Below are 14,658 nucleotides of genomic sequence, written 5' to 3'. Positions count from 1 at the left end.
CAGTGCATGGCTCTCGACGCACCCGACACCACCCGTCATCGCACTCGACTGACCCTCGACGGCGGCGCCTTGTGGCAGCGGCTTGAGACGCTCGCTCGGGTGGGCGCATACGACGACCCCGCGACCGGGCTGGTCGGGGTGAATCGACAGTCGCTGACGGACGAGGACGCGGAGGGACGTCGGCTACTCATCACGTGGATGACGGAGGCCGGTCTCGACGTAACCATCGACGAGATGGGGAACATCTTCGGCCGCCGCGAAGGCGCCGATCAGGACTTGGCGCCCGTCGTGGCGGGCTCGCACATCGACTCGGTCGGCACCGCCGGAGCGTTCGACGGGTGCCTGGGCGTGTTGAGTGCGCTTGAAGTCATTCGCGCTCTCGACCGTGACGGCGTCACGACGCGTCGACCGGTGGTTGTGGTCGCGTGGACGGAAGAGGAGGGTGTGCGGTTCGGAACCGACATGCTCGGTTCCGCCGTCGCAGCGGGTCGGCTGTCACTGGAGTATGCCTACGGCCTCACGGACGCGGCAGGCGACCGATTCGTCGACGAACTGCAGCGAATCGGGTTCCAGGGACACCGCCCCGTACGGATCGAGCCCCCGCACGCGTACGTGGAGTGCCACATCGAGCAGGGCCCCGTCTTGCTACGCGAGGGCCTCGCCGTCGGTGTCGTAACCGGTGTTCAAGCCATCTCGTGGCAGCGGGTCACGTTGCACGGACGCGCTGCGCATGCTGGCACGACTCCGACTGAGCTGCGTGTCGACGCTGGACTGGCCGCCGCACAGATCACTGTGCATGTCCGCGGGATGGTGGACTCAGGACGCTACGGGCAGCTGCGCGGCACGGTCGGTCACATCTCGACCTCCCCCGGCTTGCCCAGCGTCGTCCCCGACCGCGCGGAGATCACCGTCGACCTTCGCAACCCCGACGACGCCGCAATGGCCCGAGCCGAGGAAGACCTCGCCGCGTTTCTCGAAACCCTTCCGAAACTGCAGCCCGGGCTCGCAGTGGAAGTCCAGCGGATGGCGAAAACGCATCAGGTGCCATTTGATCCTCAGATTCAAGACATCATCACCTCCGCGGCCGCCGGCCTTGGCTTCCCGACGATGAAGCTCATGTCCGGGGCTGGCCACGACGCTCAGGAGATGGCCGCGATCACACCGACGGCCATGATCTTCGTCCGCGGCCAGTATGACGGGATCAGCCACAACCCGCGCGAATACTCAACGCCCGAAGACTGCCTTGCGGGGCTCGAGACGCTGGGACAAACGATGCTGGAACTCGCCTCATGAGCGGCTTCTACGACAACCCTCGCGCGCGCGAGTGGCGCACACTAGGCGCGCGCGACGTATCGGAATTCCACCGCGGACTACCGGGCTACGCACCAACGCGGCTGGTCGAGGTTCCCGAAATCGCCGCTGAACTCGGTGTTGCGCGCGTCTTCGTGAAGGAGGAGTCGTCCCGGCTGGGCCTGCCAGCTTTCAAGGTGCTCGGTGCGTCCTATGCCGTTTCGCGTGCTCTTTCGACTCGCATCGGGCACTCCGGGGCTCTCCCTCTAGACGAGCTCAGGGGTGCGGCGGGCGGGGTCCGCCTGGTCACCGCGACGGATGGGAATCACGGGCGCGCTGTAGCCCACGTCGCGCGTCTACTTGGCATTTCCGCCACCATTTTCACGCCAGTCAACATCTCGCAGGCGGCGAAGGACGCAATCGAAGCTGAAGGTGCCCGCCGCGTGGAAGTCGACGCGGAGTACGACGACGTAGTTCGCGCAGCCGCTTCGCTCGTCGATGAGGGCGCAATGCTCATCCAGGACACATCTTGGGACGGATACGAAGAGGTCCCTGGTTGGATTGTCGAGGGTTACACGACGCTGGTGATCGAAGCGGACATGCAGGGCGCAGAGGTCGGCGCTGCTGAGTTCGACGTCGTCTTTGTGCCCGTCGGAGTGGGGTCGCTCGCTGAGGCTGTCGTCCGTCACTACCGCTCAGGCTCATCCTCACCGTCGGTTGTCAGCGTCGAGCCGACCGCCGCCCCGGCCGTGCTCACCTCGCTCAACGCTGGCGAACGCAGAGCCGTCCGGACTTCGTCGACAATCATGGCCGGCCTCAATTGCGGCACGCCGTCCGCGACAGCGTGGCCAACTCTGCGGGATGGACTGGACCGCGCCGTAGCCGTCACCGACGAGCAAGCATTGGCGGCCGTCAGCGACCTAGCCGCGTCCGGCATCGACGCTGGACCATGCGGCGCCGCCGCCCTTGCCGGCGCTCGCGCCCTGGCGTCGCACCTGAGTTCCGCCGCCACGCTCCTCCTCCTCTCAACCGAGGGTCGTGCCGCCAATCCGGTTCCGGTGCACGCGTGACCGTCGTGGAGAGAGCGGTGCGCTGGCGACACACACTGCACGGCATGGCGGAGACGGCGTTTCAGGAGTCGAAGACTGCTGCGTACGTCGCAGAAGTTCTCAGCGACCTCGGTCTTGACGTCGTCACGGGCATCGGGGGCAACGGCGTGGTGGCGACGCTTGAACGTGGCGGGCGGCCGATTGCCTTCCGCGCGGACATGGACGGTCTCCCACTCCGCGAACGAACGGGGCTCTCGTACGCTTCACACACTGATGCCATGCACGCGTGCGGCCACGATGGCCACATGGCTATGGTTCTGGGCGCCGCCGCGGCTCTCGTTCACGAACCGGCCCTCGAACGCACCGTGCGGTTCCTCTTCCAGCCAGCCGAGGAACCGGGCAAGGGCGCGAGCGCCATGATTGCCGACGGACTCTTCGAGCGGTTCCCCGTCGGGTCCATCTACGGCTTGCACAACATGCCGGGCATGCCCGCGGGGCGGCTGACGACCAGGTCCGGAGCGATCATGGCGGGCGAAGACAACTGCGTCATCACCGTCACGGGGCGCGGGGGCCACGCCTCAGCGCCGCACCTCGTGGTCGATCCGATCCTCGTTGCCTCACACATCGTGCTTGCGCTGCAGAGCGTCGTCTCCCGCAGTGTCGACCCGCTGATTGCCGCGGTCGTTTCGTGCACCGACGTGTCGACGGACGGCGCACGCAACGCGATTCCCACCCAGGTGAGGATCACCGGTGACACCCGCTCCTTCGATCCGAACGTCAGCCGCCTCATCGAAGAGAGAATGCGAGCGATAGCCGAGGCTACAGCGCACGCTCATGGAGCCACCGCAGAAGTCGTCTACACCCGTGAGTTCTCCCCGACGGTGAACACCCCTTCCGCAACGGCTGCAGCGATTCGCGCCGCCAGCGTCGTCGGCGATCACGACCCGGACGGGAGTCCGGTGGCGGCAAGCGAAGACTTCGGTCTCTACGCCGATCACGTGCCGGCGAACTTCACCTTTATCGGCAATGGCCTGACCGGGCAGCGCGGTGGCGTTCCTCTGCACAGCCACGATTACGACTTCAACGACGCAGTGCTGCCCATCGGGATGCGCTACTACACGACCCTGGCGCTCTCGCAATCATGAACAAAGAGCATCACGGCAACGACCTCCGAATGCGAGTCGAGGTTCCGGCAGCGAGACGCTCGCTGCGCGTCGGACTCTCGTCCGATTGCGACTGCGAGTTATACAGCGGGCGCGGCAGTGGTTGCCCGCGGAACCAGCTGCGGCTCTAGGAGCAGGTGTGTTGACTCTGTCCGGCCCGAAATGCGCTCCAGGAGGAGGCGTCCCACTGCTTGGCCCATCTCGAAGCCAGACTGGTCCACCGTTGTGAGCGCGATGGGCCCGATTGAGGAGGTGCGTGAGTTGTCGTAACCCGCGAGCGAGTACGCCGCCGGGGCGGATCGCCCCGTCTCCCACAACTCGCTGAGCATTCCGAGAGCCGTGACGTCGGCGCCGGCGACCACGGCTGTGGGTGGGTGCTCGAGGGTGTCGGCGATACGTGCCGCTTCCCGCCCTCCCTCCAGGCTCCAACGCGAGTCGATGACGACCGCCTCGCCGCCCAAACCATGCCGGTCCATCGCGCCGAGGAACCCGGCCAATCGGACGCTCTCCGGGCGGTCCGGTTCAAGCTGGTCCTGATGGTTCGCGACGAAGGCGATGCGGCGGTGACCAAGCTCAACGAGGTGGTCGACGACGAGAGCTGATCCGAGGTCGTCGTCGCCGGAGACGGAGTCGAGGGCTGCGCTACTGCTGTGCCGACCCACGACGACGAGGGGGATGTCGCGTGCGATGCGTTCCAGGTCCGCACCGGATACGACGGGCGCGATGAGGATGAGCCCGTCCATCTGGTGGTCGATGAGGGCGTCGACGGAAGCATTTTGGGACGCACTGTCGTAGCCACCGGTGGAGATCAGCAGCTCGTAGTTTTCGGTCTTGAGGACGCTGGTGATGCCGTCCGCGATGATGCTGAAGAACGGGTTCTCGATATCCGAGGCCATCATGCCAACGGTGAAGGTCTGACCACGCATCCCGCGCGCGGGTCGGTGTGGACGGTAGCCGAGGGCGTCCATGGACGCCTGCACCCGCTCCCGCATGGCGTCACTGACGCCGTATGCGTTTCGAAGAACCTTTGACGCGGATGCGGTCGAAACGCCCGCATGATGAGCGACGTCGACGATGGTCGCGCGCTTCTGCCGTGTCGGCCCCATTGTCGACGATGTCATTGTGCCCCTCCAGTCGCGCCCGGGCTACTCCGGCCGTTTCGGCCGGACGCGCAATAGAACGTTATCCGAAGCGGGTGAGAATTGCGCAGAGAGATCCCTCATGCCGCCACCGCGTCGCTCCGGTCGGACGCGCTGGTCAACCGGGAACGTAGCAGCAGACACGCGCAGATGGCGATGGTGGCCGTCACCATCACGGCGATGCCGAGAGCGGCCTGTGGAGTAGGCGCGGCAACCGCCGCGAGCGGCGACACCAAGCCGGCCACAGCGAAGTTGGCTGCACCGAGGACGGCGGCCGCTGTTCCCGCGCGATCCCCATGAGTCGACATGCCCAGTACCTGCGCGACCGGCATTGCCATTCCGGCGGCAGCGAGGAACGCGAATGAGGCGACGGTGAGCCACACCCAATTGGCGTGGGTCAGGTCGACGACCACGAGTGCACCACCAGCTGCCAGCCAGACGGGCAGCGCTATCCCCAGGGCCGTTCCCGGGGTGGTGCGGGTGACGACTCGCGAGGCGACCTGAGATCCGATTGCGAACGCAGCAGCGTTCACCGCAAATACCGCGGCGTACACCTGGCTGCTGAGCTGGTGAACGTCCTGAAAGATGAACGAGGAGGCCGCGACGTATGAGAACACTGCGGTGCAACCCATCGCTCCGAGGATGACAGCGCCGAGGAAGACCCGGTCGGTGAGCACGGCCCTGTATCGCTGTAGGGCCGGTTCCGGTTTCGGAGCGGCGCGGCGCGTTTCCGGCAGCGCGATAAGGCACAGGACCGCAACGGCGACTCCGTACGCACCGAGGACTGCGAACAACCCCCGCCAGTCGAATGCGTAGAGCAGGAGCGAACCGAGAAACGGCGCCACCACCGGCGCCAACCCACTGAAAAGAGCGAGTCGAGCCAGCAGCCTCACCAGAGGCGCACCGGACACGACGTCCCGCGCAATCGCCATGGCCACGACGCTCGCGGCCGCGGCTCCGGCTCCCTGCACGACTCGTAGCGTCAGCAGCTGTCCGATGTCAGCGCTCAACGCGATGCCGATGCTCGCCGCCACGTGCACGGCGGTACCCGCTAGAAGCGGTACGCGCCGTCCGATGACGTCGCTCCATGCTCCACCGATGAGTTGGCCTGCAGCGACACCGATGAGCGATGCTGCGACGGTCAACTGCACGAGCTCTCGCGAGGTCCCCAGCTCGCTGGTGATGGCGGGGAATGCCGGGAGGTAAAGGTCCGTCGTCAACGACCCCAGCATCACCAGCGGTCCGAGGATGAAGACCAGAGCCGCGGGCGACCGGCGAGCGAGGACCGACCGAGGATTGCTTCGCGTCATCCGACCTCGGCCACCTCGACGTACGTCGCCGGCGCGGTGACGCTGAGCGAGTGGACCCCCTGCCCCAACTCGTAGGGTTCGATGCCCTCGAGGTCTACCTCCGCAACGGTGCCCGGGGGGACGGTCACCTGCATGTTGAGGTGCCCGCCGGACACTTCCCAGTCCAGCGATGCCTCCCCGAATGGCGTCAGGTGGGTCGCGCCCGCGTCTCGAAGCGGCAGGCGGGGCCGCGGGGCGATGCGGATGCGTTCCCATCCCGGTGCCGCCGGCTGGAGACCGGCGACTGTGCGATGCAGCCAGTCCGCGACAGCTCCGAAAGCGAAATGGTTGAAGCTCGTCATCTCTCCGGGGTTGATGGAGCCGTCCGGCAACATGCTGTCCCAGCGTTCCCAGATGGTGGTGGCACCCAGGGACACCGCGTAGAGCCATGACGGCCGTTCCTCGTTGAGGAGGAGCCGATATGCGTCGTCGATCTCGCCCGCGTCGGTGAGAGCATCGAGCACGAGCGGGGTGCCGACGAATCCTGTACCGATGACGTGTCCACCCGCGCGCACCAGCTCTGCGAGGGCCTGACCGGCACCGTCAATCTGTTTGGGCGTCTCGAGCAGCCCGAGACGCAGGGCAATGGCGTAAGCGGTCTGGGAGTGGCTGGTCATGCGGCCGGTCGCGTCGACGAACTCGGCGCGGAACGCTGCACGGACCGCATCGGCAAGCGTGCGGTAACGCGCTTCATCATCGACTCGCCCCAGCACCTGCGCGGCGTCCGCGACGAGCCGCGCTGAGTGCGCGAAGTAGGCGGTCGCCACCAGAGCGGGGTCGGTGCTTCCACCCGCGGGGTCCTCGGGGGGCGCGACGGGGTCAAGCCAGTCCCCGAACTGAAATCCTTCCCGCCGGATGTATCCAGGGCCCGCGACCTGGGCAACACCGTCGACCCAGTTGCACATGCTTTCGTACACGTGGGCGAGGTAGCGGGGGTCCCCGGTGGAGTTGTAGACGGCCCAGGGAACGAGGGTGATGGCGTCACCCCAGACGGCCGGGTGGATGTCACCGAACTGTCCGTGGATCTTCTCCGAACCCGGGGGGAATGGGATTTCGGGAACGAAGTTGGGGATGGCGCCGTTGGCTCGCTGTTCCAGCGCGACGTCGGCCAGCCAGCTGCGGAGGAACTCGGAGGAGTCGAAGAGGTACTCGGCGGTGGGGGCGAAGACTGCGACATCGCCCGTCCACCCGAGACGCTCGTCTCGTTGCGGGCAGTCCGTGGGGATGCTGACGAAGTTCCCCTCCGTGCTCGCAACAACGTTTCTGTGCAGCTGCGCCAGGGGCTCGAAACTCGTACGGAACCATCCGGTGCGCCGCAGGTCGGTGGAGATCACGACGGCTTCGAGGTCCTCGACGCGCACGTCCCCTGTCGGCCATCCGTCGACCTGCAGGTAGCGGAACCCGTGATACGTGAAGCTGGGCTCCCATTCCTCGGGTCCTGTGCCCGCGAGAACGTACCGGTCGGTCGCCTTCGCGGACCGGAGAGGTCGGGTCCCCAACTCGCCGTTTTCGAGCACCTCGGCGTGCTGCAGTCGCACCTCCGTGCCTTCCGGACCGGAAACGCGGATACGAGCCCACCCGACGATGTTGCGTCCGAAGTCCACCAGGGTCTTCCCCGAGGGGGAGGTGAAGATGCGGGTGGGGCGAAGGGTGCGGATGCGTCTGACGGGCGGTGCCGCACGCTCCTCGAGGAGGTCGAGGTCGTAGTCCACGGTGTCCACCGGCGCGGGGGCCGCGACCCGGTCGCTGTCAGCTGCGATGCGGGCGTCGTAGGTCTCCCCGTCGTAGAGCTCGGCGCTCAGCGTGGGGCCGGGTTGCCAAGTCCACGTCTCATCGGTCGCGGCGACTGTGCGCCACCGACCATCCTCGAAGATGTCGAGTTGAGCGATGACGGCCCGGTGGGCGCCGTAGACGTCCCGCTGTCCGAAGAAGCCGATGCGTCCGCTGAACCAGCCGGGGGCCACTTCCGCTTCGATGACGTTCTCGCCGATGCGGAGGAGGTCTGCGACCTGGTGGACGCGGTACACGAGGCGGTGGGTGTAGCTCTGCCATCCCGGTTCCAGGACTTCGTCACCGACGATGACACCGTTGATGCGGAGCTTGCCGATGCCGAGGAACGTGGATCTCACGACAGCGTCGTCCGGCACCGTGAGGAGGTCGAAGTGGCCCCGGATGAGCGGCACGGGAACGTTTGAGTCACCCGTTCCGACCGGCTTGGCACGCCATTCGGGCAGGCTGCCGCTGAGGTCCGCGGAGCGGACAGCTGTCGAGATCATCCCTTCAGGCCACCCTCGGTGAGTCCGGCGAGAACCTGACGCTGTGCAACCAGGTAGACGAGGATGAGCGGGAGGCTCGTCATCACCACGTGCGCGAAGACGAAGTTCCACTTGACGCCGATGAAGGACGACGAAGCGAACTGGAAAAGCGTCAACGGGAGGGTGGCGTTTTCGGCGGAGCGCAGCAGCAGCAGTGCGAAGAAGTAGTCGTTCCAGACGCCGATGACCATGATGACGGCGGCGACGAACAGGATCGGACGCAGAAGCGGGAGGAGGACGGAGAAGAAGGTGCGCAGACGGGTAGCTCCGTCGATGGCAGCCGCTTCCTCAAGCTCGGTGGGCATGCCGCGTATGAACCCGGTTGTCAGGAAGATGACGAAGCCGAGCCTCGTGCCGATGTTCATCAGCGCGTATCCCCACAGGCTCCCGTCCAGGTTGAGAGTGCTGAGGATGAAGATGGTGGGGATAACCGCGGGCGGCAGGAGAATCGACAGCGCGCACAGGTAGAAGAAGAACTGTGTGAGTCGCTTGCTGCTTCGTGCGTACCCCCACGCGGCGAGTGAGCCGAGGAGGAGTACGACCAGGACGGTCGGAACGGTCACCAGGAGGGTGTTCCGCAGACCGGTCAGGTAGTTGCCCTCGGTGAAGACGGCGCCGTAGTTGTAGTCGATGGCCCACTCGGTCGGCAGAGCGAGTGACAGCTGTGCCGCCTCGCCTTCGCGCTTAAAGGAGTTGACGAGCAGCATCCACAGCGGAACGCCGATCCACAGCAACGCGAAGACGCTGAGGATGCTGTAGCGCAGCCAGACGATGGGGCGGGGACGCGTGCGGCGCTTGCGCTGCGTCTCTTGGTGACGGGGCGAGGACGTGACGGTCGGTTCGGTCAGGGTTGCAGCGCTCATGCGGCGATCTCCCTCTTGCGGAGCCAGGCCACAAGGGGCACGGCGATGGCGACGACGATGACGGTGACGGTCAGGCCGATGGCGCTGGCCGACCCGAGGAACCCGGCGCCGAAGTCTCGTTGGAGCAGCACGTTCAGGGTCGTGGTGGCAGAGCCTGGGCCACCCGAGGTGGTGGAGGCGATGATGTCGTACGCGCTCAGAGCGCCGATCAGGGTGGTCGCCACGTTGAAGGTGAAGGCGGGGGCCAGCAGGGGGAACTGGATGCGGAAGAAGCGCTTCACAGGACCTGCGCCGTCGATCTCGGCCGCCTCCAGCAGCGAGGCGGGGATGCTGTTCAATCCGGCGATGTAGACCAGCGTTGCGATGCCGCTCCACTTCCAGGCGTCGATGAATGCGACGGTGAAGAGAGCGAAGCCGGGTTCCCCGAGCCACCCGAACTCGAACCCGGGAATCGCCCATGAGATCGCGCCGTTCAGCGGTCCCTCGGGAGCGACGATGGCTCGCCAGATGTAGCCGGCGGCGAGCGGGGAGATGAGCACCGGGATGAAGAAGAAGCTGCGGAAGAACCCGTTGACGCGGGAGGTGTTGCGCAGGGTCAGAGCGAGTGACATTGCGACGACGTTCTGGATGGTCATGGCGATGACCGCGTAGGCCAGCGTGACTCCGATGGCGCCTTGCAGCTTGCCACTGGCGAACAAGAGCTCGAAGTTCTCGAATCCGACGAACGGGATGTTGTTGCTGAAGGAAGACCAGCCGGAGAACGCGAACGGGATGTTCAGCAAGAACGGGAGCAGGAAGAAGATCGCGACGAGGATGAAGGAGGGGACGATGAACCACGCCCACCCGCCGCGACGAGCGGGGGCCCGCCGAGAACGGCGGGCCCCCTTTTCGGTCGTGCGGTCCGCCTCGATGGAGGTGATTACCATCCTTCGACGCCTGCCGCCTTGGACGCACGGTCGACGTTGGCCTGCATCGCGTCGGCGAGCTGCTGAGCTGTGATCTCGCCCGCGAGCAGTCGGCTGACCTCCGCGGGGAAGTTGTCGAAGCCCGCGATGTCACCGGTCGAGCCGATGGTTGCACCGTCGTCGTAGGCGGCCTTGAACGCGAGCTTGAGCTCACCGGCGCCAGCGGGAGCGTCGTAGCCCTCGATGACGGGGAACGCCTCGTTGGTGGCGATCAGGTCTGCGTAGCCCTTGCCCGTGGCGTACTCGATGAACTGCTTGGCGGCGGCTTCCTTGCCGGCGTCGCCGGTCTTCGGCGCCATGTAGCTGCCGAGGGGGCCGGGACCGAACGCCGCGGTCGCGCTGTCCTTCGACAGGCCGGCGAACCCGACGGCTGCGGAGAGGGCGTCCTCGTCGCCACCGGCGGCGTCGACCCACAGGTTGTAGGTGTCCGAGTGCAGAGCGGTCATGGCGGCGGTGCCGGCATAGACCTCGGCGATGGCGTTCTCGAACGTGCCGGTGGTGTAGTTCGGGTCGAAGCACGCGTCGCGGACCGCGAGGTACTTGTCCAGACCGGCGACGAACGGGCTGTCCTCGCCGTTCAGCTGCTTCTCGTTGTGCGAGAACGCGTACCCGAGCTCGTTGCCTTCGTTCTCATCCGCCATGTAGAGGAACGGCAGGATCTGGGTCGGCCACTGGCTGCCGCCCGACTCGTAGAAGGGCACGACGCCGGCGCTCTTGAGCGCGCCGCACGAGGTGATCAGCTCGTCGAAGGTCTGGGGAGCCTCCACGCCCGCGCTTGCGAGCACCTCCTTGTTGAAGAAGATGCCGAAGATGCTCGGGAAACCGGTGATCGCGGCGTACACGGTGCCGTTGAGATTTCCGGCCTGCTCGTACAGCGAGCCGGACTTACCGACGAACTCCATGTCCGACAGGTCCTGCATGTTCTGCGAGGCGTTCAGAAGCGCGAGGGCGCTGGCGGTGGGGTGGTACTCGAGGACGTCGGGACGGTCGCCGGTGGCCCACTTGGTCGTGACGGCGGTTTCGAAGCCGTCGGCCGGGATCGCTTCCAGGTTGACCTGGATTCCGGTTTCGGCGGTGAAGCCTTCGTACAGCGCCATGATGCCGTCGTTGTCGGCCGAGTTGTGCCAGATGGTGATGCTCTGAGCGTCGCCGGATCCGGACGAGGCCGAGGAGCAGCCTGCGGCGGTCAGAGCGACGGCTCCGACGGTCAGCGCCGCGGCGACTTTGCGAGTGGTGCGCATGGATACCCTCCGTTGGGTGCAAGCAGTGCGGGTGTGGAGAACGTTATCTAAAGAACGTTCTACACGAAGATGACATGAAATGCGCTAGCGGTCAAGCGCGGCTTTCGAGCTGTGATCTGTCCGTGACCAGGCGCGAGCGCAACCCTGCTGTATCCACCAGTCCCAGCGATGCGGACAGCTCGTAGGAGTCAGTGCGGAAACCGTGTTCGTTGTCGGAGTAGTGGAAGGCGCCCAGCCCGCCCATGGACACCGGCGACCACGAAGCCCGGCCCGACTTGACGAAGGAAACCCAGTCGCCGTGCATTGCGTCTGCGACGGGTTGCGGGCACCCGCGTCCCAGACTTTCTTCGACGCCGACGGCGCTCAGGAGATCGAACACGTACGGGACGTCATGACAGTGCTCAGCGCGTCCTGACCGGGTGGAAGGTTGTCGGAAGTCGTAGAGCCACGTGCGCTCACCAGCACCCCCTTTCGCGCGTACCGCGGCGGCGCGGGCAGTGGGACCTCGAAAGGCGAGCTCGCTTTCCAGTTGCGATTCGATCCACTGCTCGCCAGCACCGGCGTGATGGACGAGACCGTTTCGAGCGTGGCTGCTCACGCCGGCGCGCCGCAGGTCTTCAGCCGTTATCGCGCCGGCTTCGCTCGGGCGCGAGATCTCGTGCGCGGTCGCTCCGAGCAGGAGTGGAACTTGGCTCCCGGTTCCGCCACCGATTGCGAGCTCGCCGTCGAGTACGACGTCACCGTCGACAACGGGCATGAAGGCCAGGTCCCAGAAGGGCTGCCCGTCCTGTGCCGCCTGTAGCCGTTCGACGAGGCGCCGACGAGACGCACGCTCCTCGTTGTGCGCGCGCTCCTTCGATGCCACGTCCCAGCGCGATATAGACCGCCAGCCCCTCGTTGACGGCTCCACACGGAGGGCAGCGGCGAACGACTGGCCTGCCTGGCGTGCGCGTTGGATGCTCTGATGCGGGATGGCCCCGGACTGGCTGATGGCTCGATGGAACAGCCCCTCGGCGTGTGGGGAGGTCAGCAGTGCGAGGACACTGGCCGCCCCTGCCGATTGACCTGCGATGGTCACCGCGTCTGGGTCGCCGCCGAAATGATGGATGTGTTCGTGGACCCACGTCAGGGCGGCGATCTGATCGAGGATCCCCCGGTTCAGCGGCGCATCGGTCATCCAACCGAACCCGTCGAAGCCCAGGCGGTAGGCGACGGTGACGACGACGACACCATCTCTATTGAAGGCCCGCCCGTCGTACCAGGGGCTGATGGGGGATCCAGAGAAAAACCCGCCCCCATGGATCCACACCAGGACGGGCATCCGCGCCTGCGTGTCGCCGGGAGCGGGGGTGAAGACGTTCAGGTTGAGGATGTCGTCGCCGCCGACGCTGGGCTCGGGGATCGTTGTGGTCTCCGCGAAAGGCATGAGCTGCGGTGTCGCGCCTGCGTTCGTCGAGTTGTGGACGTGCTCCGTTATGGGAGCGGCGGCGGGTCGATGGAATCGCAGGTTCCCGATGGGCGCTGCTGCGTAAGGGATGCCGAGGAACCGTGCGGAGTTGGAGAGCTGCACGCCGAGGTACCGCCTTCCATCGGCGGTACGCACCTCCACCAGGTGCTCACCTGGTGACGCAGGGGTCTTAGGCATCGCCCACCGGATCTGCCTGGTAGCGGAACGCGCTGATGTTGGCGGAGCCTCGTACGATGCGGGGGCCGACCACACGCCCCGTCCAGCCGCCGGCGACCTCCACCGACAGATAGCGGCCATCGACGGTGTCGAGGACCCGAGGGTTGTCCCCATCCATCACGCCGAGCTCCACGACATCTGGGCCGCGGCGCAGGGGCGGCCGACCGTCGGGGCGGACGCGGATGAAGAGGGAGGCCCCGTTCTCCGCGGTGTGGGTCAGACGGCGCTCGAGGTCGCCGACGCGCACGACGGTGGTCACGGCGCCCGTCTCATCCAGGAGAACGTCGGCGCTGTGGATCTCGTCGACGCGCAGCGTGATACCGGCCTCGCCGAGCACGTCCGCGTCCATCTCGACGGTCCAGTACTCGTCCTGTGGTCTCATCGCCAGGAAGTAGTGGGCGAGCGCTTCTCCATCAGCGCGCACCTCCAGCCCCGGCGCGGAGATGCTGGTGAAGGTGGCAGGGAGCCGTCCCGGGGACACCCACCGCGGGTGGAGTGCAGGGCCGTCGAAGGTGTCGGTGAAGGAATGCTCTCGCTCGGGTAACGGATATCCGGACTCGTTCACCACGGGCCACCCCTCACGCCATTCGACCTCGGCGAGGAACGTTTCGCGGCCGTTGACATGGAAACCGCTGAAGCCCCGTGCCCGAACGCCGAGGTAGACCATCGCGAACCGGCCGTCGGGCCCCTGCACAAGGTCGGCGTGGCCGGTGTTCAACACGGGTCGGTCGAGCCCGCGATGGGTGAGGATCGGGTTGTCCGGATTTGCTTCCCAGGGACCGTCGATGCCTCGCGACCGCGCGATGGTCACTGCGTGACCGCGCTCGGTTCCGCCCTCAGCGAGCAGTAGGTAGAGCCACCCTTCATGCATGAACAGGTGGGGGCTCTCGGGTGCCTGCCCGCCTGTGCCGCTCCACAGCTCCTTCGGCTCGCCGAGAAGCTCTCCGGTTTCGAGGTTGACCGGGGCGCTCGTGACGTGAGGTCCGCCGTTGGCGTACGAGGACACAGTGAGGTGGGCGATCCCGCTCTCGTCCCAGTACAGGTCGGGGTCGATGCCGGGCAGGCCGGGAACCTGCACGGGGTCGGACCATGGGCCTTCGGGGCTTTCCGAGGTGTAGATCAACGGCCCGTCGAGAAAATCGGACACGTTCGTCACGGCGAGGAACAGCCGGTCACCGTGCGAACGGATGGTGGGGGCGAATGTGCCGGTGTTGGCCGACCCGACCGGGATTCCGTCCGAGCCTGGCAACATCTCGGAACCGTCGAGCCAAAACCGCATGGGTTGCAGGCGCAACTGCGGCTCCCGCGTCAGGGCGTTGGTTACGTGGGTCCAGGTCGTCAGGTCTTTCGACACCCAGATCGGGATGGCCGGGGCGTACTCGAAGCTCGAATGCGCGAGGACATACAGACCGCGGTGTCGGCAGATGGTGGGATCCGGGAAGAACCCGGCGATGAGTGGGTAGCCGTCGGCGGCTGTCCGAGCGGCCGCCGGGAGGTCAGGTGAGGTCACAGCGTTCTCCTTCGAAGCAATCGTGTATAACGTTATCTAAACTCGCGTTGGCGCACGTCGGCAACGTTTCACCAGCCCCCAACCGGTAGC

The 14,658-nt window shown here is 66.3% G+C and carries 11 protein-coding genes; 3 read left to right on the top strand and 8 right to left on the bottom strand.

Features of this window, described 5'->3' with window-relative positions:
* Positions 1-6: 6 nt before the first annotated feature.
* From AS029_RS07810 to AS029_RS07800, 3 genes are read left to right on the top strand one after another with little or no spacing between them, the layout of a single operon-like run.
* Complete coding sequence (locus AS029_RS07810) at positions 7-1,293, top strand: M20 family metallo-hydrolase (RefSeq protein WP_058232008.1); 1,287 nt, start codon at positions 7-9, stop codon at positions 1,291-1,293.
* Positions 1,290-2,360, top strand: coding sequence for a diaminopropionate ammonia-lyase (locus AS029_RS07805; protein WP_058232007.1), 1,071 nt, complete (start codon positions 1,290-1,292; stop codon positions 2,358-2,360). The genes AS029_RS07810 and AS029_RS07805 overlap by 4 nt, the downstream gene beginning before the upstream one ends.
* A complete protein-coding gene (locus AS029_RS07800; RefSeq protein ID WP_074615885.1) occupies positions 2,357-3,484 on the top strand; it encodes an amidohydrolase in 1,128 nt (375 codons plus the stop codon). Before AS029_RS07805 ends, AS029_RS07800 begins: the two co-directional genes overlap by 4 nt.
* Positions 3,485-3,582: 98 nt before the next feature.
* Here AS029_RS07800 and AS029_RS07795 read toward each other — a convergent pair whose 3' ends face one another.
* From AS029_RS07795 to AS029_RS07760, 8 genes are all read right to left on the bottom strand, one after another.
* Positions 3,583-4,623, bottom strand: a complete 1,041-nt coding sequence (locus tag AS029_RS07795) for a LacI family DNA-binding transcriptional regulator (RefSeq protein WP_217630067.1) — start codon at positions 4,621-4,623, stop codon at positions 3,583-3,585.
* A 98-nt stretch (positions 4,624-4,721) separates the two neighbouring features.
* Positions 4,722-5,951 (bottom strand): Bcr/CflA family efflux MFS transporter, encoded by a 1,230-nt coding sequence (locus AS029_RS07790; protein ID WP_074615884.1) that lies wholly within the window; start codon positions 5,949-5,951, stop codon positions 4,722-4,724.
* Positions 5,948-8,266, bottom strand: a complete 2,319-nt coding sequence (locus tag AS029_RS07785; RefSeq protein ID WP_082642215.1) for an alpha-L-rhamnosidase — start codon at positions 8,264-8,266, stop codon at positions 5,948-5,950. Before AS029_RS07785 ends, AS029_RS07790 begins: the two co-directional genes overlap by 4 nt.
* Entirely contained in the window at positions 8,263-9,168 is a 906-nt protein-coding gene (locus AS029_RS07780) for a carbohydrate ABC transporter permease (protein ID WP_082642214.1), read from the bottom strand. Before AS029_RS07780 ends, AS029_RS07785 begins: the two co-directional genes overlap by 4 nt.
* The gene (locus AS029_RS07775; RefSeq protein ID WP_074615883.1) at positions 9,165-10,094 is read right to left on the bottom strand and encodes a carbohydrate ABC transporter permease; all 930 of its coding nucleotides are present in this window, start codon (positions 10,092-10,094) and stop codon (positions 9,165-9,167) included. Before AS029_RS07775 ends, AS029_RS07780 begins: the two co-directional genes overlap by 4 nt.
* On the bottom strand, positions 10,088-11,374 hold the full coding sequence (locus tag AS029_RS07770) for an ABC transporter substrate-binding protein (RefSeq protein WP_058232002.1): 1,287 nt from the start codon (positions 11,372-11,374) through the stop codon (positions 10,088-10,090). Before AS029_RS07770 ends, AS029_RS07775 begins: the two co-directional genes overlap by 7 nt.
* Positions 11,375-11,465: 91 nt before the next feature.
* On the bottom strand, positions 11,466-12,944 hold the full coding sequence (locus AS029_RS07765; protein WP_167345242.1) for a carboxylesterase/lipase family protein: 1,479 nt from the start codon (positions 12,942-12,944) through the stop codon (positions 11,466-11,468).
* Between the two features lie 67 nt (positions 12,945-13,011).
* Positions 13,012-14,568: a glycoside hydrolase family 43 protein gene (locus AS029_RS07760; RefSeq protein ID WP_058232000.1), complete on the bottom strand. Its 1,557-nt coding sequence runs from the start codon at positions 14,566-14,568 to the stop codon at positions 13,012-13,014.
* Positions 14,569-14,658: the final 90 nt, after the last annotated feature.

It is taken from the genome of Microbacterium enclense (genome assembly GCF_001456955.1).
Lineage (GTDB): Bacteria > Actinomycetota > Actinomycetes > Actinomycetales > Microbacteriaceae > Microbacterium > Microbacterium enclense.
Note: the sequence above shows the minus strand (reverse complement) of the source record. Positions and strands in the feature narration are given on the sequence as shown.